The organism is Rhizobium azibense (genome assembly GCF_004342325.1).
GTDB classification, from domain to species: domain Bacteria; phylum Pseudomonadota; class Alphaproteobacteria; order Rhizobiales; family Rhizobiaceae; genus Rhizobium; species Rhizobium etli_B.
Genome location: NZ_SMBJ01000002.1, coordinates 51694 through 72944 on the forward strand (window position 1 = coordinate 51694; position 21251 = coordinate 72944).

The 21251-nt window shown below is 58.5% G+C and carries 19 protein-coding genes; 14 read left to right on the forward strand and 5 right to left on the reverse strand.

Annotated elements, in window-relative coordinates; genetic code table 11:
- Positions 1–2 precede the first annotated feature (2 nt).
- The 4 genes from EV130_RS04415 (at position 3) to EV130_RS04425 (ending at position 2665) form a co-directional block, all read left to right on the forward strand.
- Complete coding sequence (locus EV130_RS04415; protein WP_074064691.1) at positions 3–557, forward strand: slr1658 superfamily regulator; 555 nt, start codon at positions 3–5, stop codon at positions 555–557.
- Positions 558–574: 17 nt separating this feature from the next.
- A complete protein-coding gene (locus EV130_RS04420; RefSeq protein ID WP_022717797.1) occupies positions 575–913 on the forward strand; it encodes a slr1659 superfamily regulator in 339 nt (112 codons plus the stop codon).
- Positions 914–1237: 324 nt separating this feature from the next.
- Positions 1238–1396, forward strand: coding sequence for a hypothetical protein (locus EV130_RS32460; RefSeq protein WP_155774557.1), 159 nt, complete (start codon positions 1238–1240; stop codon positions 1394–1396).
- Between the two features lie 990 nt (positions 1397–2386).
- Positions 2387–2665 carry a DUF982 domain-containing protein gene (locus tag EV130_RS04425; protein WP_132659444.1) on the forward strand — a complete coding sequence of 93 codons (279 nt, stop codon included), beginning with the start codon at positions 2387–2389 and terminating at the stop codon, positions 2663–2665.
- Positions 2666–2785: 120 nt separating this feature from the next.
- Here the strand turns inward: EV130_RS04425 and EV130_RS04430 are convergent, their stop codons facing one another.
- Positions 2786–4156 (reverse strand): GGDEF domain-containing protein, encoded by a 1371-nt coding sequence (locus tag EV130_RS04430; RefSeq protein ID WP_132659446.1) that lies wholly within the window; start codon positions 4154–4156, stop codon positions 2786–2788.
- Between the two features lie 9 nt (positions 4157–4165).
- Positions 4166–4936 (reverse strand): transporter substrate-binding domain-containing protein, encoded by a 771-nt coding sequence (locus EV130_RS04435; RefSeq protein WP_237358610.1) that lies wholly within the window; start codon positions 4934–4936, stop codon positions 4166–4168.
- Between the two features lie 449 nt (positions 4937–5385).
- Here EV130_RS04435 and EV130_RS04440 point away from each other — a divergent pair, with 449 nt between their 5' ends.
- From EV130_RS04440 to EV130_RS04450, 3 genes are all read left to right on the forward strand, one after another.
- Entirely contained in the window at positions 5386–6345 is a 960-nt protein-coding gene (locus tag EV130_RS04440) for a helix-turn-helix domain-containing protein (protein ID WP_132659448.1), read from the forward strand.
- A 148-nt stretch (positions 6346–6493) separates the two neighbouring features.
- Positions 6494–8002, forward strand: a complete 1509-nt coding sequence (gene adh, locus EV130_RS04445; RefSeq protein WP_132659450.1) for an aldehyde dehydrogenase — start codon at positions 6494–6496, stop codon at positions 8000–8002.
- 70 nt (positions 8003–8072) lie between these two features.
- Positions 8073–8471, forward strand: coding sequence for a DUF779 domain-containing protein (locus tag EV130_RS04450; protein WP_132659452.1), 399 nt, complete (start codon positions 8073–8075; stop codon positions 8469–8471).
- 28 nt (positions 8472–8499) lie between these two features.
- Here the strand turns inward: EV130_RS04450 and EV130_RS04455 are convergent, their stop codons facing one another.
- The 3 genes from EV130_RS04455 to EV130_RS04465 all read right to left on the reverse strand — a co-directional run bounded on the left by EV130_RS04455 (position 8500) and on the right by EV130_RS04465 (position 10474).
- A complete protein-coding gene (locus EV130_RS04455) occupies positions 8500–8883 on the reverse strand; it encodes a VOC family protein (RefSeq protein ID WP_132659840.1) in 384 nt (127 codons plus the stop codon).
- 75 nt (positions 8884–8958) lie between these two features.
- Positions 8959–10191, reverse strand: a complete 1233-nt coding sequence (gene chrA / locus EV130_RS04460) for a chromate efflux transporter (RefSeq protein ID WP_132659454.1) — start codon at positions 10189–10191, stop codon at positions 8959–8961.
- Complete coding sequence (locus EV130_RS04465; RefSeq protein ID WP_074064699.1) at positions 10163–10474, reverse strand: PadR family transcriptional regulator; 312 nt, start codon at positions 10472–10474, stop codon at positions 10163–10165. Before EV130_RS04465 ends, chrA begins: the two co-directional genes overlap by 29 nt.
- Positions 10475–10783: 309 nt before the next feature.
- Here EV130_RS04465 and EV130_RS04470 point away from each other — a divergent pair, with 309 nt between their 5' ends.
- The 7 genes from EV130_RS04470 to EV130_RS04500 all read left to right on the forward strand — a co-directional run bounded on the left by EV130_RS04470 (position 10784) and on the right by EV130_RS04500 (position 21226).
- Entirely contained in the window at positions 10784–13345 is a 2562-nt protein-coding gene (locus EV130_RS04470) for a GcvT family protein (protein ID WP_132659456.1), read from the forward strand.
- 382 nt (positions 13346–13727) lie between these two features.
- Positions 13728–14426, forward strand: a complete 699-nt coding sequence (locus EV130_RS04475; protein WP_132659458.1) for a CerR family C-terminal domain-containing protein — start codon at positions 13728–13730, stop codon at positions 14424–14426.
- Positions 14423–15433: a secretion protein HlyD gene (hlyD, locus tag EV130_RS04480; protein ID WP_074064702.1), complete on the forward strand. Its 1011-nt coding sequence runs from the start codon at positions 14423–14425 to the stop codon at positions 15431–15433. The genes EV130_RS04475 and hlyD overlap by 4 nt, the downstream gene beginning before the upstream one ends.
- The gene (locus EV130_RS04485; protein WP_132659460.1) at positions 15430–17172 is read left to right on the forward strand and encodes an ATP-binding cassette domain-containing protein; all 1743 of its coding nucleotides are present in this window, start codon (positions 15430–15432) and stop codon (positions 17170–17172) included. The genes hlyD and EV130_RS04485 overlap by 4 nt, the downstream gene beginning before the upstream one ends.
- On the forward strand, positions 17169–18317 hold the full coding sequence (locus EV130_RS04490) for an ABC transporter permease (protein ID WP_132659462.1): 1149 nt from the start codon (positions 17169–17171) through the stop codon (positions 18315–18317). Before EV130_RS04485 ends, EV130_RS04490 begins: the two co-directional genes overlap by 4 nt.
- Positions 18318–19430 carry an ABC transporter permease gene (locus EV130_RS04495; RefSeq protein WP_132553016.1) on the forward strand — a complete coding sequence of 371 codons (1113 nt, stop codon included), beginning with the start codon at positions 18318–18320 and terminating at the stop codon, positions 19428–19430. It abuts the gene before it with no gap.
- Positions 19431–19900: 470 nt separating this feature from the next.
- Entirely contained in the window at positions 19901–21226 is a 1326-nt protein-coding gene (locus EV130_RS04500; RefSeq protein ID WP_074064706.1) for an ABC transporter substrate-binding protein, read from the forward strand.
- The last annotated feature ends 25 nt before the right edge of the window (positions 21227–21251 follow it).

A 21251-nucleotide genomic window follows, 5' to 3' on the forward strand; every position in this document is an offset into this window, starting at 1 on the left:
ACATGGCAACGGTCCTATATGGGCAGGAGCATCTCGCTTCGTTTGACGCGACGCACGCCGTTCAGCTGCGGCTACACGATGGCCCGCTTGATCTTGCCTGGAAACATTCCGGCATGACGTCGGATTTCATCGCCGAGATGATGGCACTCCGATTTCTATCTTCGAGGCGCCGCTATAATCAGGTCCGACATGATATCGGCTATCTGACGAACGAACTGATCGAAAATGCCATCAAGTTCCGCGCCCCAGGCGAGATCGCGATCGAAGCCATGGCGGAAGACGACAACTTCAAGATGAGGATATCGAACTTCGTCGACCGACAGACGGCAGCCAGGTTCCAGCGGTTGCTGTCGACCATAACCCAGGGCGATCCGAGCGATCTTCTCATCCAGCGGATCGAGGCGAGCGCGAAAATGGCCGACAGCGGTTCCGGTTTGGGATTGCTGACCTTGATGAGCGATTACAAAGCAGACCTGGCTTGGCTCTTTGAGGAAGACCGCGCCCGCAACCGTGCGAAAATCGAAACATATGCCGCAATGCCAATTTCACCGTCATAGAACCGCGAGAAAGTGCTATGGAAATCAGAGAAGAAGCGTTCCGCGTCTGGTCCGAGGGCGGTACCGTTTATTTTGACGGAACCATGCGGCTGGCAGGCCCGGATGCCTACGCACCCATTCATGCTTTGGCCATGAAAGCGCTCGAAGAGGGGGCCGGCAAGGCCACCTTCGACGTGACAGGACTCCAATTCTTGAACTCCTCCGGTATAAACCTGCTTGCCAAATTGACGATCGAGGCCCGCAATCACCCGGACATTCATTTGACCGTGCGCGGCTCTTCCCAAGTTCCTTGGCAGATCAAATCATTGCCCAACCTCAAGAAGTTGCATCCAGGCGTGGATCTGCGGCTGACCTGACACCTGTCGCCCAGACCCGTTCGACGCCCGAGTGATCTGCGCCTTTGCGTGAAGTTCACCGGAACTGCAACTTGCGGCCGGCGCAACCGGCAAATCGAACGTGATAATGCCTTCGGGACCGTCACACCGATCCCTTTCCGGCAGGCAGCAGTCCAAAACCGCGATGAGGTGGCTATATTCTGTCGCGAGCTTGGCAAGCATCACAGCCTTTGCCGACATGTATCGTTAGAAGTCAAAGGACGCCGAAGGAGCGACCACATGCAATCACCAGACCCGTCAGAAGGAAGACAAAAAGCATCGCACCATCACCGGAGGTGATCGGCCATGATCTGGCGCAGGAAGCGCCGCGGGCATTATTGGGCGGCGTCATTGCCCGATCGTTTCAGCGCCGGCGACCTTGATCTCATTCTCGTCCCTGGCACCTCCGGAAGGCGGGTCCGTTTCCAGTTGACGATCGACGGCAAGGTTTACGATCGCGCCTAGATATCGATGCCGGTGGACACGGCACTCTCAGGGAAACGAAGCCAGGTCAGATCCGCAATTTCGAAATCCCCTCGACGGGCGTGGAAGCATTCGCTGTTTCCTTCGGCCGAAACCTCGAAAGCACTTCAAGGCCTTTATTCGCGATGTTATCCGATATGGCTATTTACTTGAAACGGCTCGCTACTTCAGGCTTGGTAATATCCGGCGTGATTGCGTCTGCGGCCTGGCACTAAGCTCATGAACATTGCCACAGTCCATGGCGCGTTGACCACCCAAGTCCTTTTGATGGCGCTTTGCTTCCACTTCAGAAGCCCTTGGCGCTGACTGACGATGTGGCGGAAACCAGGATAAACTGGACTTGCAGGGGCCGACCCTCCTGGTCGGATGCAGCTGCGGCGGCATGGTAGCAAGGCCGGCGATTACCTGCTGGAGCCGATACGGGGCGTTTGACAGTAAGAGGCGATAGTGAGCCGTCAGTCCATTTGCGGATTGAACGCTCGGCCGGCCTGCACAACAAAGCGGCAGCCTTAGCCAAATTCATAGACCAGTGCCACGATGCCTATAAGGCAAAGCACGGCGAGAATGATTCGCTCTGTCCTCGGTGTCATAACAGCCACCACTTGGGCAGTGATCCCATTAGAAAGATCAGCACCACCAGAGCGAGGTAAATTGTCCACCCGATACCTGGATGAAGCCCGGCCATCGCATCACGCAAATATCGTAAAATGTCTGGCCTTGGGCGATCCTTGTCTCCCTTGTCCTTTCCGCTTCGGTCAGTGCGTGGGCCAAGCATTGAATTAACCCGGACCCCGTTTTGCCTGTGACCAGCGCTCTACCAGCCACGAATATAGGCATGGGCAACTGGGTAAACGCGCAACGGGCCTGTTTGTTTGGCGCCGTGGAGTTGATTGCGTCCTCCAGGAGGCCGCGGCATCGGGCACGCGTTTTGCAAGGCGTACGGGTACGGCGCTTTAAACGGAGGCAAGTGTTATGAAAAGGAACGGTTTGGCGTTTCAGCCGGTTGGTTTGGCGATGCATTGCATCGGCAAGTATCGCGTCGTTAACTCTGTGGGTCTTGCGGCCGACACATTACTGCAGCACTGGCCGACCGATGACGGAGAGGATTTTTCTGAGGCAGTCATGGCCTGCCTTGACGGTTTGTACGACCGAATACCTCCCGAAGATGTGCGGGCAGCATTTATCAAGGCTGCGCATGAAGCCAACATTATCGTCGTCGAGGTGGTGAGATCCGCGCACCCGCGCAACTGATGCCCGCGCGTGGTGGTGCCAGCGACACATCACCAGCGACACATGAAAGGACGAGTTTTGCAGCCGAAGCCATGCGAAGGCTTCAGGTTGAGGATGAACGAAACGACTGCTGACAGATGCTCAGCCCGCTTTCGAAATTCCGATATCGAGCGATGCGACCTGGACATTGTTGCGTCCGTTTTTCTTTGCAGTGTAGAGGGCACGGTCTGCTCTGGCGATTATGTCTGGCGGCTGATCGGAAACACTGTTGGCGACAGCGACGCCCACGCTGGCGGTCAATTTCAGAAGTGGCCCTGTCCCTGTCTCAATGTTGAGCTCCTGCACAGAACGCCTCAGCCATTCCGCCCGCTCAATCGCCTGCTCGAGCGAACACTCCTCCAAGACGACCACGAACTCTTCCCCGCCGTATCGCGCTGCAAGGTGGTTTGCTTGCCATGGCACCGACGTCAACACATTCGCGACAGCCACAAGAGACCTGTCGCCTGCAAGATGGCCGAAGGTATCGTTGACAGATTTGAAGTGGTCGATATCGATCATCATGATCGCAACGCTGGGCGAGCTTATTGCCGGATGGGTCAAGACTGCCGCGAGATAGCTTTCAAAGGTGCGGCGGTTCGCTAGGCCCGTCAAAGGATCTTTTTCTGCCAATCCTTGCAGGATCGAATTGGTGCGGTGCAAATCGTCGGAGACCTGGCCGTAGGCAACTATCGCCGCATCAATCATCGCGAGTTCCGAAATGAGTGGAAGGCGTTCCAGCGTTAGGACGGGTTCGTTCCTGCCAATGCACTCCAAGTTCTTGATCGCAGCGCCGATAGGCGCTGCAAGATGATGCTTTGCAGCAATGAGTGTCGTGACGGCAAAAAGGCCGGGAACGACCAGAATGAAGAGCCAACCGACCTGCATGTAGCCTGCACTGCTTTGGATTTCGCTGGCGATATTGTCCGCCACGACGGCAGCATCGCCGCTCAATTGAGCCGCCATTTCATCGAGATCGTGTATGGCCCTCTCATAGGCCTGCGTCGCCAGCCGGTCGAGTTCATCAGCGGCCGGGACGTCAATGGAAGTGGCGGAGGGCGGTTGCGTCGAGCTTTCTTTGTCGCGGGCCTGCTGGCGAAGCTTAGCGATCGTCTTGGCTTCGTCGGCGACTTTTTGAGATCTCTCGATCAGAAAACCGTTGTGATCGAACGAAAAGCCTTGCGCAAGAGCCTGGATTTGCAACTGGATCTGGCGCTCCAGTCTGCGGTCTTTCGCCAAGAATATGGACCGGACAAGAGACGAGAGACGCTCGATTTTTACCGCATTGCGCGTTTGAGTTAGGATCAGGGGGATCTGTACATCGCGCGTAAAGTTCGCTTGCGTCTCAATTCTTTTCAGAAAGACGAACGAAAAGACCGCCGCGATCAGCGTATATGCGACGACGCCGATCAGAAGAAATCTTGCAACGGCGCTAAGTGAAAGCTGACGCCGTTTCGGGGCGTTGTTTTCTTCCATTCCATCGGCTCAATAAATGCTGAAGGGGAAATAAGCGTCGTTGATTCGGTCGTAGACACCGTTGAGTTTGATTTGCTTCAGTGCGGCATTCACCTTCTGGATCAGGGCCGAGTTTCCCTTCTTCGCGGTGATGTGCGCCGAACTTTGAAGAAATTCGCTGGAAATTGGATCTCCCACATATCCAAAGCGCGCCCCTTCCGTGGTCTGCAGGAAGCTCAAAAGTTCAATGGCATCGCCGATCAAGAGATCGGCCTGGTTGTCCAGTAGAAGACGTTGGGCACCGGGTTGGTCCTTGGCCAGCACGGCCTTGCTTGCACCATAGGCCTTTTGCAAATACTCCGCCTGGATCGTGTCCTGTGCTGCCGCGATGCGGACGCCGGACAGGGCAGCAGGCGCACTGTCCTGAAACTTTTCAGCGTCGCCGACCAACACTGAATGAGATCGGTAGTATGGAGCGGAGAACTCCATTTTTTTAGCGCGCTCTTCGGTAAACGCCATGCTCGCGACGATCATGTCGTATTTGTCATCCGACAAGCCCTGGACGATCTCGGTCCAGGGGACGGCGACAAACGTGCAATCGACCGCCATTTGCTGGCAGAGCGCTTTGGCGATATCCACGTCGAAACCAGCAAGCTGACCGGAGGAATCCTGAAAATTGAATGGCGGGTATGCGCCTTCCGTCGCGACCCGGAGCTTTTCATTCGCCGTCGCGAGATCAATCGAGCCTGCGAAAAACAATACTGCTGCAAGTGCGAACCGGCCGATCATCTGTTCCCCCATCTTCCGTCCTTTCGATCATATTAGGAGAAAATAGATAACAAACGATGATGGCATCCCATCGATTTCAACGAATTTGGAGCCAAAGCCGAGGCCCAGTTGCACTCAGAGCGTCGTTCGGCAGCACCTCATTTTAGAGGACGTCAGCGCACAGCATTGCAGCGCCAAGACGTTGGCGGAATATCGGCAACATTTGCCGCGGCCAGATCGTCGGGACCTGTCGTGCCCGAACGGCGCCGGCAGGACCCTTTCAATCTTTGGCGCTCTGCAACATCAGGCAAATACAGCCTCAACGCTGCCCCGATGACGCTGCGCCGGATGCCCTCAGAAACACCAACTGTCGCAGGAATGCGACAGTTGAGTCACCGCATGCGACAATCTTCATATTTCACAAGCATTGCAGAAGCTCCTGATTTCCGCCAGATTGGTATGGCGTTCCGTGGGAGGAGCCGATGCACGAACACTCCGCACATGCGGGTCATGTCTATACAAGCGCGCAACAGAAATCAGCGGCGGCAAGTTCACCCATTGTGGCTTCTTGGCGCCGTTGCATGACCATGCACCAGCTGGCGCCGGAGGATGTGCGAACACCTTTGCGATTGACCGAGCACGAGTTCCGGCAGGCACGCGAGCAATCAGAACAGCTAGTCAAGGATGCGACAGACGAGCTCGATCGGCTTTTCTTGACGGTCGGCAAGGCGGGCTGCTGCTTGCTGCTCACCGACCGCAACGGAATTGCGCTGGAACGGCGGGGCAATGCCGGCGACGACAAGGAGTTTTACGACCTCGGCCTTTGGACGGGATCGATTTGGACGGAGGCAAGCATTGGAACGAACGGCATCGGCACTGCGCTGGCCGACGAGCGTGCCGTTGCAATCTTCCGTGACCAGCACTTCTTCTGCTCTAATATCCGGCTCAGCTGCACGACCGCGCCGATCCGCGATCATCGCGGCCAGCTCGCAGCCGCACTCGATATTTCCACCTGCCGCGACGATGTCAACGAGATGACGCTGTCGATCCTTTCGCAGACCGTGCGCGACGCGGCCCTTCGCATCGAGCTCAACATCTTTCGAAGCGCCTTTAGCGGTGCACGTTTCCTGATGGTCCCCGCAGGGGCGAATTCGGCGGCCGCCTTGCTTGCCGTGGACAAGCACGACCTCGTGCTCGGAGCCACCCGCGCGGCGCGGCTGGCGCTGAAGCTCGACGACCGTCAGATTGCCGCGGGCGTTCCTGCCGCCGATGCTCTTCATGAAAGAAGCGCCGCAAGCGGCGATGCTCTTCTGGAAGCGGAGCGTGCGGCACTTTTGCGCGCCCTTACCCGGACCAACGGCAACGTCTCGCGGGCAGCGATTGATCTTGGCATGAGCCGGGCGACCCTCCATCGCAAGATGAAGAAGCTTGATCTCCACTGACGTCCCTTGTTCTTTACGAAGTGCGATGTCGCAACACTGCGACACTGTGCACTGCAACAATCCCCCGACAGTCTGGTTCGTTCTGCAAAAGACGCGCAGATTTCTTCCACTGGTTCACTCATGAACCTGGCTCATCAGGGAGGATGACATGCTGCATCAGAAGATCGTCGAATCGCCGTTCAAGTTGAAATACGGCAACTTCATCGGGGGCGAGTGGCGCGAGCCGATTGAAGGCAGATATTTCGACAACATCACGCCGGTCACAGGCGGCAAGCTTTGCGAAATTGCACGTTCCGACGAAAAGGACGTCAACGCGGCGCTCGATGCGGCCCATGCCGCCAAGGACAAATGGGCGAGAACTTCGCCTGCCGAGCGCTCCAATATCCTGATGAAGATTGCCCAGCGCATGGAAGACAAGCTGGAATTTCTCGCCCAGGCCGAGACGTGGGACAACGGCAAGCCGATCCGCGAGACGATGGCGGCCGACATTCCGCTTGCCATCGACCACTTCCGTTATTTTGCTGCCTGCATACGCGCACAGGAAGGCTCTATCGGCGAAATCGACCACGACACTGTCGCCTATCATTTCCACGAGCCGCTTGGCGTCGTCGGCCAGATCATTCCTTGGAACTTCCCGATCCTGATGGCAGCCTGGAAGCTTGCTCCGGCCCTTGCGGCCGGCAACTGCGTCGTTCTCAAGCCGGCTGAACAGACACCGGCTTCGATTCTCGTGTGGGCCGAACTCGTCGGCGATCTGCTGCCGCCCGGCGTCCTCAATATCGTCAACGGTTTCGGCCTGGAAGCCGGCAAGCCGCTTGCGACCAGCCCGCGCATCGCCAAGATCGCCTTCACGGGCGAGACCTCGACCGGCCGACTGATCATGCAATATGCCAGCCAGAACCTTATTCCGGTTACCCTCGAACTGGGCGGCAAGTCGCCAAATATATTCTTTGCCGACGTCATGGCCGAAGACGACGAATTCCTTGACAAGGCGCTGGAAGGCTTTGCGATGTTTGCGCTCAATCAGGGGGAAGTCTGCACCTGCCCCAGCCGCGCCTTGATTGAGGAATCGATCTATGACCGCTTCATGGAGAAGGCCGTCAAGCGCGTCGAAGCCATCCGGCAGGGCAACCCGCTCGACAGCGCGACGATGATCGGCGCGCAGGCATCGAACGAACAGTTGGAGAAGATCCTCGCCTATCTCGACATCGGCAAGCAGGAGGGCGCCGAAGTGCTGGCCGGGGGCACGCGTAACGATCTCGGCGGCGAACTTGCCAACGGCTATTACGTCAAGCCGACAATCTTCAAGGGGCACAACAAGATGCGCATCTTCCAGGAAGAGATCTTTGGCCCGGTGGTATCGGTCACGACCTTCAAGAACGAGAAGGAAGCGCTGGAGATCGCCAACGACACGCTTTATGGCCTGGGAGCAGGCGTCTGGACGCGTGACGGAAACCGCGCCTACCGCTTCGGCCGCGAGATTCAGGCGGGACGCGTGTGGACGAATTGCTACCACGCCTATCCGGCGCATGCAGCCTTCGGCGGCTACAAGCAGTCCGGTATCGGTCGCGAAACGCATAAGATGATGCTTGATCATTACCAGCAGACCAAGAATATGCTCGTGAGCTACAGTCCGCAGGCGCTCGGCTTCTTTTGAGCAACAGGTTTAACCAAGCTGCTGCCTCCTCCCTTGTCGGGGAGGAGGTTTTCGGCATGAAGGAACCAGCATGGAAACGACCGCTACCGGTGAACCGCGCGTGCTTGCAACGGATGCGGCGCTTGTTCTCATCGACGAGATCCGCCGCGACAATCCCGATATCCTGTTTCACCAGTCCGGCGGCTGCTGCGATGGGTCGTCACCCATGTGCTACCCGTCAAGTGAATTCCGCGTCGGCGAGACAGACGTGAAACTCGGCGAGATCGCCGGCGTGCCTTTCTATATCAGCGCCAGCCAGTTCGAGGCCTGGAAACATACGCAACTGATCATCGATGTCGTGTCCGGCCGCGGCGGCATGTTTTCGCTGGACAACGGGCGCGAGAAGCGTTTCCTCACCCGTTCGCGCCTTTTCGGCGGCGAGACCTGCGCCATCGGGATGCCAAGCGCTCCCGACGTCCCCGTCGTTTGAGAGGTCTGTCGGCCGCACATGTTCAAGCTCATTTCTTCGGCGCTTCGAACAGTTCGATCGGATTTCCCGCGGGATCCTCGAGAAGGATCTGCTTGCCGCCCATTCCTTGCACGATTTCATTCCGAAACCGTGCGCCGGCTTGACGCAGTGCTGTGACCTGCGCCTCTATATCTGCAACTTCGATCTGGATGCGATTCCAGCCGCCGGGCTCGGGCTTGCGCCCATCCGGCATCGCCTGTGGCGCTCCGCCTGGTCCGGTCATTGCGCTGACGAGAAGGCGAAAACCATCCTTTTCGAGAATGGCGAAGCCTTGCGCAGGACGAAACGAGACAGAGAAGCCGAGATGCTTTTGGTAGAAAGCGACTGCTGCGTCGACGTCGTCAACGATGTAACGCACACTGATGCCTGACATGGAATTTTCCTCCTTTTTACTTCTCGTTGCTTCACCCCCCGATAATGGCAAACGCTCGCCCTTGCCCAAACGTCCTTAGACGAGCTGAAGGAGTGCACCGCTTGCTGCCAGCAACAAGACGACAATCCACGGCGGCATCTTCCACATGACAAGCAAGAGGAACCCTGCGAGCGCCAGTGCAAAATCCACGGGCGAGAGTACAGCGTTCGTCCAGACCGGGCTGTAGAGGGCGGCACCAAGGATTCCGACGACGGCGGCATTCGCGCCACGCATGGCGGCCTGTGCGGCGGGTCGCAACCGGAACGCGTCCCAGAACGGCAGCATACCGTAGACCAGCAGCAAGCCCGGCAGAAAGACGGCGACAAGTGCGATGACCGCCCCGGCGAGCCCGTTGGGTGTAGGCCCCATGACCGCGCCGAGATAGGCGGCGAAGGTAAAGAGCGGTCCGGGAACTGCCTGCGCCAAGCCATAGCCGGCGAGAAAGGCCTCCTTGGTGACCCAACCGGGCGCCACCACTTCCGCCTGAAGCAAGGGCAGCACGACATGTCCGCCACCGAACACCAGAGACCCCGAGCGATAGAAGGCATCGAACAGCGCGACAGCCTCATGGCCGGTGACGCCTGCCACAATCGGCGGAGCCAAGAACAAGACCGCGAAGCAGACGAGTGCGATCACTCCACATCGGCGCGAGACCGGGAAGCTGAGACGTCCGGCCAGAACAGGGACGTCGGCGCGGCAAAGCCAGAGCCCAGCAACAGAACCAAGTACGATCGCCCCGGTCTGGCCGAACGTTCCGCCGATGAAGGCAGTGACGGCAACTGCGGCCAGCGCAATGCCGGCACGCTCGCGGTCAGGGGTTAGAACCTTCGCCATACCCCAGATCGCCTGCGACACAACGGCAACAGCGACCAGCTTCAGGCCGTGCAGAAAGCCTCCTGCTACGGGTCCGCTGAAAGCCTCGGCACCGAGCGCGAAAATAAGGAGGATGAAAGCCGATGGCATGGTAAAAGCGAACCAGGCTGCGAACCCGCCAGCCAAACCGTTGCCGCGCAAGATACCGAGCGCAAAGCCGACCTGGCTCGACGCCGGTCCCGGCAGAAATTGGCAAAGCGCCACGAGATCGGCATAGCCGGCCTCGTCGATCCATCTGCGCCGCACCACCAACTCGTGCCGGAAATAGCCGAGATGCGCGATCGGTCCGCCGAAGGAGGTGAACCCGAGCTTCAGGAAGACGCGAAAGACTTCAGCCGGATTGCCACGGGGGCGTTCGACTTCGAACTCAGCCGGTGCTGTCTGGGAGGATTTCACGAAAGAGCTCCTTGGCTTTTTCCTTGGCCCTTTCGAGAGCGACAAGGCCGTAGGGCGTAGCGTTGTAGGTCCGCCGGCGCGTGCGGCCTATGCGTTCGATACGTGAGGCCAGATAACCTTTCTTCTCCAGGGAGTGCAGCATGGGGTAGAGCGTTCCGGCGCTGACTTTATAGCCGTGCCTGGCCAGTTCCTCGATCATCCATAGGCCGTGCAGATCGCCCTTGGCGGCGTGATAGAGGACGTGGAGCCGGACAAAACCGGAGAGAAGATCCTGATATTCCATTCCTTGCCATCAAACCAGATAGTCGACATTCGATATCGCGAACCGATAATAATGGGAAAAAGTTGGGCCTGCAATCCCGCGAGCACGAAGCCGCTCGACCATCGTCCACAGGAACATACCGGTGGTCCGTGAGGCGAGCTGCGAGAAGGCATCGGGAAAGAGGCTGCGGAGTAAAGGAGAATGGCTTCCGCCAATAGGTCTTGAACAAGCGAGACTTTTGACGGATCGCTACATTTTTATGTCGTGGATCGACTGTAGTTGCGTCATTGCGTGTACTAGATTCGACGGAACAATTCGAGGGTACATGTGATGGCAGAATTTCCACAGAAAGCGAAAGTCGTAATTATTGGGTTGGGCGGCATTGTCGGCGCGTCGATTGCGCATCACCTGATCGAACGTGGCTGGGACGATATCGTCGGCATCGACAAGTCGGGAATCCCTACCGACATCGGTTCAACGGCGCACGCCTCCGACTTCTGCTACACGACCAGCCATGACTATCTCTCGGTCTGGACGACGCAATACTCCATCGATTTCTACGAAAAAATGGGCCATTACGCCCGCATCGGCGGCCTGGAGGTTGCACGCACCGGCGACGACACATGGATGGAGGAGATTAAGCGCAAGCTGACCTCGGCTAAGGCCTTCGGCACCCGAGCATATTACGTCAGCCCGGCCGAGATTAAGGAAAAATTCCCGCTGATCGAGGAGAGCATGGTCCAGGGAGGCCTGTTCGATCCTGATGCCGGCCTCGTCATTCCACGCTCGCAGACCGTCGCGGGCAAGTTGGTCGATGCTGGCGAAAAGGCCGGCAAGCTCAAGGTTTTCGGCAATACGCCCGCCAAATCACTGATCGTCGAGAATGGCCGCATCAAGGGCGTCGTCACCCATCGCGGCACGATCATGGCCGATCATGTCGTCGTCTGTGCCGGCATCTGGGGTCGCCTGATCGCCGAAATGGTCGGCGAAGACCTTCCGGTCATGCCGGTCGACCATCCGCTGACATTCTTCGGCCCCTACAACGAGTTCGAAGGCACGGGCAAGGAAATCGGCTTTCCGCTTTTGCGCGACCAGGGCAATTCCGCCTACATGCGCGATACCGGCGACCCGAAGACCACCGAAGGCGGCCAGATCGAATGGGGCTATTACGAAACGACCAATCCTCGCCTTTGCCATCCGCGCGACATACTGGAGAAGCATGAAGCTCGCCTCTCGCCCTCGCAACGCGACCTCGAAATGGAGCAGATCCTCGAGCCGCTGGAGCGCGCCATGGAGCTCACCCCGATCCTCGGCGAACTGGGCTACAACGAAGGCCATTCCTTCAACGGCCTCTTGCAGGTCTCTGCAGCTGGCGGCCCGTCCTGCGGCGAAAGCCAGAAGGTTCGCGGCCTCTGGTACTGCGTCGCCATCTGGGTCAAGGACGGGCCAGGCTACGGCAAGCTGATCGCCGACTGGATGACGGACGGCCGCACAGAGATCGACCATGCCAGTATCGACTATGCGCGCTTCTACCCGCACCAGCTCGAGGAAAACTTCATCGAGAGCCGTACGTTCGAGGCTGCCCAGAAGATCTACTTTCCCGCCATACATCCGCGCGAGCCCTATGCCACCGGACGCAACGTCAAGCGCTCGCCCTTCTACGAGCGCGAGGTGGAGCTCGGCGGATACTTCATGGAACTCGGAGGCTGGGAACGCGCGCACGGCTACAAGGCCAACGAGCATCTGCTTGAAAAATATGGCGAGCGCGTTCCGGTTCGCGAGAACGAGTGGGACAACCGGCACTTCTGGCGCGTATCGAATGCTGAACATCTCGCCATGAGCGAGGATTGTGGAATCGTCAACCTCAGCCACTTCTACATGTTCGACGTCGAAGGCCCGGACCATGTGGCGCTGATGGAATGGATCTGCGCGGCCAAGATCGGCGGTGATGCCAACATCGGAAAGGGAATCTACACGCATTTCCTAGACGACGAGGGCATGGTCCGTGCCGACTTGACCGTGATCCGCATGGCCGACCGCTGCCGTGTCATCGACGGCGCCGATGCCGGCCCGCGCGATTTCCATTACGTGAAGCGGATCGCAGAAGACAAGGGCTTCAACGTGACCGTCACTGATGTGGCAGAGAAGTACGTCACCATCGGCATCTGGGGTCCCAATGCGCGTGCAACCCTGAAAAAGGTCGTCGCCGATCCGGCCGGCCTTGATCCCGACAACTTCGCCTTCGCGGCGATAAAGCCGATCGAGATTGCCGGCAAGTCCGTCACTGCCTTCCGCATTTCCTATGTCGGCGAGCAGGGCTGGGAACTGCACATGAAATACGAAGACGGCCTTTCTGTCTGGGATGCGCTGCGCTCCACCGGCGTCATGGCCTTCGGCGTGGAAACCTATGCCAATTCCCGCCGCATGGAAAAGAGCCTGCGCCTGCAGAACGCCGATTTGCTTACGCAGTACAATCTGATCGAATCCGACCTCGCCCGTCCGAAGGTCAAGGAAGCCGAGTTCCGCGGCAAATCCAAGCATCTGGAATACAAGGCTCGCGAGCACCAGCCGGCCATGCTCTGCACGCTGGTGATGACAGACAATGTCGACAGGAGCGGAGTTGCCCGCTACCCGGTAGGCTCATTGCCGGTCATGGATCCGGCCACGGGCGAAACGCTGGTCGACGAACTCGGCCGCCGCTCCTATACGACGTCGATTGCCTATGGCCCGACCATCGGCAAGAATATCGCGCTGGCATTTCTGCCCTGGTCCTATTGCCAGGTGGGCCGCGGGCTAAACGTCGATTACTTCGGCGAGACCTATCCCGTCGAAGTCGTCGCCGTTGGCTACAAGCCGCTTTACGACCCCGAAAATTCGAAGCCCCGGAGCTGACGTCAAGGGCAACGGGCTGAGGAAACCCGTTGCCCCGCCCCATGACGGGCCGAGGCGCTACGACGGGATCGTTGGCGCCAACCACAAAAGCTGTGATGGCCACCCTCAAGTAACCGATCTGTGCCTGCCGCCAGAAAGAAGCGCCGAGTAAACGACGCGGCGTGCGATCTTACGTCGTCGCAGTCCCTTGCAATTCGCTTGCTTTCATCATGACTGTGGCAGCGATGGCCCCACCCCATCCGACCCTTGATCCACATTACGTTTTCGGTAGCAACAACACTGCGCGCCATCGTCTTCCTTTAGCGCCATCCTTGGCCATTTTCGGCAGGCATCGTATAATTCATTCGATTGACTTACAACAGAATGCGTATATCATGTCTTCATGAACGAAAATCCTGACAAAAAAATCGAGGCAACCCGAAGCGAGATTACCCGCGAGAGGCTGCTTGCGGCGGCGCTTGACGTATTTGGCCGATACGGCTTTGACGGAGCCAGTACGCGCAAGCTTGCCGACGCGGCAGGCGTCAACCTGCAAGCCATCCCCTATTACTTCGGCAGCAAGGAGGGGCTCTACGTCGCAACGGCCGATCACCTGGCGGGAATTGTCGCCGGACATGTCGCCGGCATCCGCCATCGCGTCGGCCGCCATCTTGCGCAAATCGATGCGACGAACACGCCTTTGAATGCTTCGCAGGCACGGCTCTTTCTGACGGAGATCGTGGAAACGATGATCGTTCTTTTCGTCAGCAAGGAATCGGAGGCCTGGGCCCGCTTCATCATCCGCGAGCAGCTGGAGCCGACGGCGGCTTTCGAAAGGGTCTATGCTGGCATCATGGGACCGGTGATCAACATGGCACGGCGGCTCATCGGGACGATTTTGAAAGAAGACCCCGCCTCCGAGAACATGCGTCTGCGCACTCTCTCCTTCGTCGGCAGCCTTCTGGTTTTCCGGATGGCGAACGCTGCAGTGCTCGCGCAGATGGAATGGAATTCCATCGGCGAGGAGCAGATCGCAACGCTGCGGGCCCACGCGCGCAGTCTTGTCGCGCTGCTCGAACCTGCGAAAGGAGAAACAGAATGAACAAGCTCGTTCCGGCTGCGATCCTTCTCGCCAGCGCAGCCGCAGCCGGCTGGTGGTTCGACGCGCCGTCGAGGCTCGGCTGGGGCCCGCAAGATCCAGGGGAGTTCACCCTCTATGGAAATGTCGATATCCGCCAGGTCTCGCTCGCTTTCCGGGTGAGCGGCCGGCTCGAAGAGGCACGCGTCGACGAGGGCGATACTGTCAAGCGCGGTGCTATTCTGGCGCGGCTGGACAACGAACCTTACGACTATGCGGTCCGTTCGGCGCAGGCAAACGTCGCCGCGCTGCGTGCCACACTCGACAAGCTCAAGGCCGGTCCACGGCCCGCTGAGATCGCGCAGGCAAGCGCATCTTACAACGAAAGCCTTGCTGACCTGAAAAACGCCAATCTCGCTTACGACCGCGCCCGGCAGCTGCGGCCGCAGGGTACGGTTTCTCAAGCGGGTCTCGATCAGGCAACGGCCGCAAGGGCAATGGCTGCGGCACGTGCGGAATCGGCAAATCAGGCGCTTGTTTTGTTGAGGGAAGGCAGCCGCGCCGAAGACATCGCAGCCGCGGCGGCACAGTTGAAAGCGGCCGAAGCCACTCTAGCAACGGCGCAGACATCGCTTGACGATACGGAGCTTCGGGCACCCAACGACGGCATCATCTTGTCGCGGATCAAGGAGCCCGGGGCGATCGTATCGTCCGCCGATGCAGTCTATGTGCTATCGCTGACCGAGCCTGTATGGGTCCGCAGTTATGTTGCAGAAGCAGAACTCGGACGGATTTATCCGGGTATGAAGGTCAAGGTCACGTCCGACACCAAACCGGATCAGGCCTATGAAGGCAGGATCGGCTTCATTTCACCGGTTGCGGAGTTCACGCCGAAATCCGTCGAGACGCCGGAACTTCGAACCGACCTCGTCTATCGTCTGCGCGTCGTCATCGAAAGGCCCGGGCTGGATCTTCGCCAGGGCATGCCGGTGACGCTGCGCCTTCCATCGTTGCAGGCAGCGACAAGATGAGTGCGCCAGAAAGTCCTCGCGATACCGCCGAACTCGTTCACCTGAAGGACGTTACCAAGCGGTTCGGCGAGGCAAAGCCGGCGCTCGATGCAATTTCGGCCTCGATCCGCGGCGGCGAGATCACCGGGCTCGTGGGACCCGACGGAGCAGGCAAGACCACGCTTATCCGCCTGATGACCGGTCTCATGCTGCCGGAAGAAGGTACGGTCAAGGTGCTGGGCTTCGAACCGCCTGACGGATCGGCTGCCATCCAAGCTTCGATCGGCTACATGCCGCAGCGCTTCGGGCTTTATGAGGATCTGTCGGTCCAGGAGAATCTTGAACTCTACGCCGAGCTTCGCGGGTTGCCAAAACGCCAACGAGCGGCGACCTTCGATGAACTTCTGACCTTCACGGATCTGAAACGCTTCACCGGCCGTCTCGCCGGAAAGCTTTCGGGCGGCATGAAGCAGAAGCTGGGCCTTGCTTGCGCGCTTTTGAAGAAACCCCGCCTTTTGCTCCTTGATGAGCCCGGCGTGGGCGTCGATCCGATTTCCAGGCGCGACCTTTGGAAGATGGTCGAGAATTTGACAGCAGAAGGCATCGGTGTCGTCTGGTCGACGGCCTACCTCGACGAGGCCGAGGCCTGCGATCGCGTCCTGCTGATGAATGAGGGCAAGCTGCTTTTCTCCGGTAAACCGAAGGATCTGACGGACCAGGTCAAAGGCCGTGTCTTTCGGTTGACCGGTGTTTCTGGTCGGCGCCGTCAGCTGCTTGCGAAGCTTCTCGACGAGGACGGCGTTATCGACGGTGTTATCCAGGGCGAAGCGATCCGGCTGGTAACCGCTACCGGCCACGATGGCCTGTTTGCCGCAGCCGGTGTCGCAAAAGTCAGCCCCACTGAACCGCGCTTCGAAGATGCTTTCGTCGACATGCTGGGTGGAGGGCCAGGTGGTCGCTCGAGGCTTGCAGAGGCGCAGAAACCTGTGACCGGCAAGGACGACAGCCCGGTGATCGTAGCGAAAGGCCTTACCAAACGCTTCGGCGACTTCACAGCAGCCGACGACATTACGTTCGACATCCCGCGCGGCCAGATATTCGGGCTGCTCGGGCCGAACGGCGCGGGCAAATCAACGACATTCAAGATGCTGTGCGGACTTTTGAGGCCGACGAGCGGCGAAGGCAAGGTGGCCGGTTTTGATCTGCGCCGCGATGCAGCAGAGGCACGTAACCGCCTCGGCTACATGGCGCAGAAATTCTCGCTTTATGGCGATCTCAGCGTCGCTCAGAATCTTGATTTCTTTGCCGGCGTCTATGGATTGAGCGGCCCGCGCAAGCTCGAGCGCACGCAGCTGATGACGTCCATCTTCGATCTTCAATCGCGTCTTGCAATGTCCGCAAAGGACCTGCCGCTCGGGCTCAAGCAGAGGCTGGCGCTTGCCTGCGCCGTTATGCATGAACCTGAGGCGCTCTTTCTCGACGAACCCACATCAGGCGTCGATCCGATCACGCGCCGCGAATTCTGGACACATATCAACGGGCTCGTGGAAATGGGCGTCACAGTCCTCGTCACCACGCATTTCATGGACGAGGCCGAGTATTGCGATCGCATTTCGCTGATTTATCGAGGCCGTTCGATCGCACTCGGTACGCCGGACGAGCTGAAGGCGCGTTGTTCAAATGCGGACAACCCCGATCCGACGATGGAGGACGCGTTCATCGCGCTTGTTCAAGCCTGGCAGGAGAGGATTGCGGCATGACGTTCCCTCCCCCCGCGCCAGTGTCCCGCTCCAGCCGATACCGTCGTTTTGCAGCATTGGTTCGCAAGGAGTGCCTTCAGGTCGTTCGTGATCCGAGCAGCATTCTGATTGCATTTGTGCTGCCGCTCATCCTGCTTTTTCTATTCGGTTACGGCGTTTCGCTGGACACGACGCGGACGCGGGTCGGATTGGTCCTCGAAGAAACAACACCGCTGACGAATGATCTTGCCGCAAGCTTCCAGGCATCCCGTTATTTTTCCGTGACGACCGGCCGCGACAGGCGGCTCTTCGCACAAGACCTGGTAGTTTCCCGCATCCGCGGCATCATCGTCATCCCGGCGGGTTTTACGCGGAACTATGCAGCAGGCAATCGGCCGCAGGTCCAGGTAGTCGTCGACGGTTCCGATCCCAACACCGCCAATTTCGTGCAGAATTATGTCCAGGGCGCTATGACAAATTGGCGCCTCCAGCAACAGTCCGAAATGGCCGCGAGCGCGGTGCCGATTTCGGCCGAGCAACGCTTCTGGTTCAATCCAGAACTGACCAGCCGGTCATTTCTGGTGCCAGGCTCGATCGCAATCGTCATGACGCTGGTTGGAACGCTTTTGACATCGCTGGTCGTTGCCCGAGAATGGGAGCGGGGCACGATGGAAGCGATGATGGCAACGCCGGTAACGGCCGCCGAGTTGCTTGCCGGAAAGATACTTCCCTATTTCCTGCTCGGCCTTTCATCGATGACGCTTTGCGTGCTGCTTGCGGTCTTTTTGTTTGGCGTTCCATTTCGCGGTTCCATCCTGGCGCTTTATGCCCTGTCGGCCGTTTTCCTCATGCCGGCGCTCGGCCAGGGCCTGCTGATTTCCGCTGCCACCAAGAACCAGTTTCTTGCCTCGCAGCTGGCGCTGATTACCGCTTTCCTTCCCGCTTTCCTGCTTTCCGGTTTTCTCTTCGAAATCAATTCAATGCCGAAACCAATCCAATGGATCACCTTCATCGTGCCGGCGCGTTACCTGATACCCAGCCTGCAGACGGTGTTCCTGGCCGGCGATATCTGGCCGATGTTCCTCCATGCAATCGCGGTGATGTTTCTGATCGGCTTTGTCTTGTTCCTGCTTGCCGCCCGCAGCACCAGAAAGAGGATTGCTTAAATGTGGTGGACGCGTGTGAAAGCGCTCATTGTCAAGGAACTGCTGGCAGTGCTCCGCGATCCGAAAGGCCGTACCATCCTGATCGGTCCGCCGATCGTGCAGCTCCTTGTCTTTTCCTATGCAGCAACGCTCGAGGTTCGAAATGTCGATGTGATGCTCCTCAGCCGCGACAGTGGATATTGGGGGCAAGAACTCGTGCGGCGCATCGAGGGTTCACCGACATTTCGCCAGGTGCTCATCGCCGCCACGCCCGCCAGCGTGCGGGATGCTATCGATAGACAGAAGGTCACAGCCGCAATCGAAATTGGGGCCGATTTCTCACGCAAGATCGAGGCAGGAGAGCCGGCCCATCTGCAGGTCATTCTTGATGGCCGGCGCTCCAATGCGTCGCAGATCGTTTCGGGATACATTGCGCAGATTGTCGCGACATTATCCGCCGAGACGCCTGCAGGTGTGCGAGGAGCTGTCCGTTCCGTCACGACAGTGCCGCGCAACTGGTTCAATCCCAACCTGATCTTCCAATGGTTCATGGTGCCGAACCTGATCGCCAGCATCGCGCTGCTCATCGGGCTTATCGTCACCGCCCTTTCGATCGCTCGTGAACGCGAGCTCGGTACCTTCGACCAATTGATGGTCTCGCCGCTTCGCACCCATGAGATCCTGATCGGTAAGCTTGTCCCACCGATGATGATCGGGCTCTTTCACATGACGGTCTATATCCTAGCGGCGATCTTCATCTTCGCCGTGCCGCTGCGCGGTTCGCTGCTGTTTCTTTACGGCAGTTCGCTCTTCTATCTCGCGTCGGTCGCCGGTCTGGGGCTCTTCATCTCCGCCTTGTCGATGACGCAGCAGCAGGCAATTCTCGGCGCCTTCCTTTTCATGGTGCCGGCGATGCTTCTTTCAGGCTTTGCAACGCCGATTGAGAACATGCCAGACTGGCTGCAGCCGGTCACGCTAATCAACCCGCTGCGGTATTTCCTGGTGATTGTGAAGGGCATCTTCCTCAAAGACATGCCCTTGATGGAGGTGTGGCACCAGACATGGCCGCTTTGCGCGATTGCCGCCGGAACCTTGAGCGCAGCCTCGTGGCTGTTTCGCCGAAGGCTCGAGTAACATCTTCCCCCGCTTGCGCGGCTCGGCAGGCCGAACAGGTCTGCCAGGTGTGGCGGGGATTGACCCTGCACCGGTATCCGCCCCGTTCTTCGAGCCTGTAGGCCACCAAGGTTTCAAAGCCTTGCCAGCCCTGTTCGAGGATCGCCGGATTGAGGCTCGCCTTCTGGCAGATGACGCTTCCGGGCGCGTCCATGGTTCCCCAGGCGCTGCGCGACTCTTGGCCGTGGCGAGGTCTTACAGCACGACCGTTTTGAAGCGACGGGCGATATCAACTGGCCTGTGCCGCCAATCGGCGCAGGGGGCGCTTGGCATGTGTACCGCCTGCGATTTTGCCGCTTGCATTGTTTACTAAAATGAGTTTTACTAAACACATTGCTAAACATGAACATCGTGAAGTTCATGTAAGCATTCCTTGGAAGTGGGTGAAGTTGCGACGCCGGTGGGAGCCGGCCTGGTTCTGGGAGGAACTTATGCAAAGGAAATCGAAAGCCCTTCTCGGGCTGGCCTCGACGCTCATGCTGTCGTCGGCATTGCCCAACCTTGCAATAGCCGATGAACTGACACTGTGCTGGGCCGCCTGGGACCCCGCCAACGCGCTCGTGGAACTGTCAAAGGACTTCACGGCCAAGACCGGCACGACGATGAAGTTCGAGTTCGTCCCTTGGACGAGCTATGCCGATCGCTTTCTCAATGAACTCAACTCTCACGGCAAGCTCTGCGACCTGATTATCGGCGACAGCCAGTGGATCGGCGGTTCGGCGGAAAATGGCCACTACGTCAAGCTCAACGACTTTTTCGACAAGGAAGGCATCAAGATGGATGACTTCGTGCCGGCAACAGTCGTCGGTTACTCCGAATGGCCGAAGAACACCCCGAACTACTGGGCGCTTCCGGCGATGGGCGACGTTGTCGGCTGGACCTACCGCAAGGATTGGTTCGAGCGTCCCGAACTGAAAAAGGAATTCAAGGAGAAATATGGCGCGGATCTCGTCGCGCCGAAAACCTATGGTCAACTGAAGCAGATCGCCGAATTCTTCCAGAAGCGCGAAATTGACGGAAAGACCGTCTACGGCGCTTCGATCTATACCGAGCGCGGCTCGGAGGGCATTACGATGGGCGTGACCAACGTCCTTTATGATTGGGGTTTCCAATATGAAAACCCCAAGAAGCCCTACGAGATGGAAAGCTTCGTCAATTCACCCGACGCGGTAAAGGGCCTTGAATTCTACAAGTCCCTTTACGATTGCTGCACGCCGCCGGGCAGCTCAAACGTCTACATGGTCGAATCCGCGGATGCCTTCAAATCCGGGCAGGTCGCCATGCAGATGAATTTCGCCTTTACTTGGCCCGGCCTTTACAAGGATGAGAAGGTCGGCGGCGACCGCATCGGCTTCTTTCCTAATCCTGCCGAGAAGGCGCACTTTGCACAACTCGGCGGCCAAGGCATCTCGGTGGTTTCCTATTCCGACAAGAAGGACGCCGCGCTGCAATACATCAAGTGGTTCGCACAAGCTGATGTGCAGGCCAAGTGGTGGGAGCTCGGCGGCTTCTCCTGCTTGAATTCCGTCGTCAATGCACCCAGCTTCGCCGGCAGCCAGCCCTACGCCCAGGCGTTTCTGGACTCCATGGCAATCGTCAAGGATTTCTGGGCCGAACCGAGCTACGCTTCGCTTCTCCAGGCCATGCAGAAACGGGTTCATAATTATGTCGTTGCCGGCAATGGGACCGCTCAGGAAGCGCTCGACGGCTTGGTGAAGGATTGGACCCAGGTGTTCGAGGATGACGGCAAGATCTAGTGCGTGGCTGGACACGTGGAGTTCT

Coding starts and splice junctions, on each gene's coding strand:
- EV130_RS04415 (WP_074064691.1), top strand. CDS start 3: ATGGCAACGGTCCTATATGGGCAGGAGCATCTCGCTTCGTTTGACGCG.
- EV130_RS04420 (WP_022717797.1), top strand. CDS start 575: ATGGAAATCAGAGAAGAAGCGTTCCGCGTCTGGTCCGAGGGCGGTACC.
- EV130_RS32460 (WP_155774557.1), top strand. CDS start 1,238: ATGATCTGGCGCAGGAAGCGCCGCGGGCATTATTGGGCGGCGTCATTG.
- EV130_RS04425 (WP_132659444.1), top strand. CDS start 2,387: ATGAAAAGGAACGGTTTGGCGTTTCAGCCGGTTGGTTTGGCGATGCAT.
- EV130_RS04430 (WP_132659446.1), bottom strand. CDS start 4,156: ATGGAAGAAAACAACGCCCCGAAACGGCGTCAGCTTTCACTTAGCGCC.
- EV130_RS04435 (WP_237358610.1), bottom strand. CDS start 4,936: ATGGGGGAACAGATGATCGGCCGGTTCGCACTTGCAGCAGTATTGTTT.
- EV130_RS04440 (WP_132659448.1), top strand. CDS start 5,386: ATGCACGAACACTCCGCACATGCGGGTCATGTCTATACAAGCGCGCAA.
- adh (WP_132659450.1), top strand. CDS start 6,494: ATGCTGCATCAGAAGATCGTCGAATCGCCGTTCAAGTTGAAATACGGC.
- EV130_RS04450 (WP_132659452.1), top strand. CDS start 8,073: ATGGAAACGACCGCTACCGGTGAACCGCGCGTGCTTGCAACGGATGCG.
- EV130_RS04455 (WP_132659840.1), bottom strand. CDS start 8,883: ATGTCAGGCATCAGTGTGCGTTACATCGTTGACGACGTCGACGCAGCA.
- EV130_RS04465 (WP_074064699.1), bottom strand. CDS start 10,474: ATGGAATATCAGGATCTTCTCTCCGGTTTTGTCCGGCTCCACGTCCTC.
- EV130_RS04470 (WP_132659456.1), top strand. CDS start 10,784: ATGGCAGAATTTCCACAGAAAGCGAAAGTCGTAATTATTGGGTTGGGC.
- EV130_RS04475 (WP_132659458.1), top strand. CDS start 13,728: ATGAACGAAAATCCTGACAAAAAAATCGAGGCAACCCGAAGCGAGATT.
- hlyD (WP_074064702.1), top strand. CDS start 14,423: ATGAACAAGCTCGTTCCGGCTGCGATCCTTCTCGCCAGCGCAGCCGCA.
- EV130_RS04485 (WP_132659460.1), top strand. CDS start 15,430: ATGAGTGCGCCAGAAAGTCCTCGCGATACCGCCGAACTCGTTCACCTG.
- EV130_RS04490 (WP_132659462.1), top strand. CDS start 17,169: ATGACGTTCCCTCCCCCCGCGCCAGTGTCCCGCTCCAGCCGATACCGT.
- EV130_RS04495 (WP_132553016.1), top strand. CDS start 18,318: ATGTGGTGGACGCGTGTGAAAGCGCTCATTGTCAAGGAACTGCTGGCA.
- EV130_RS04500 (WP_074064706.1), top strand. CDS start 19,901: ATGCAAAGGAAATCGAAAGCCCTTCTCGGGCTGGCCTCGACGCTCATG.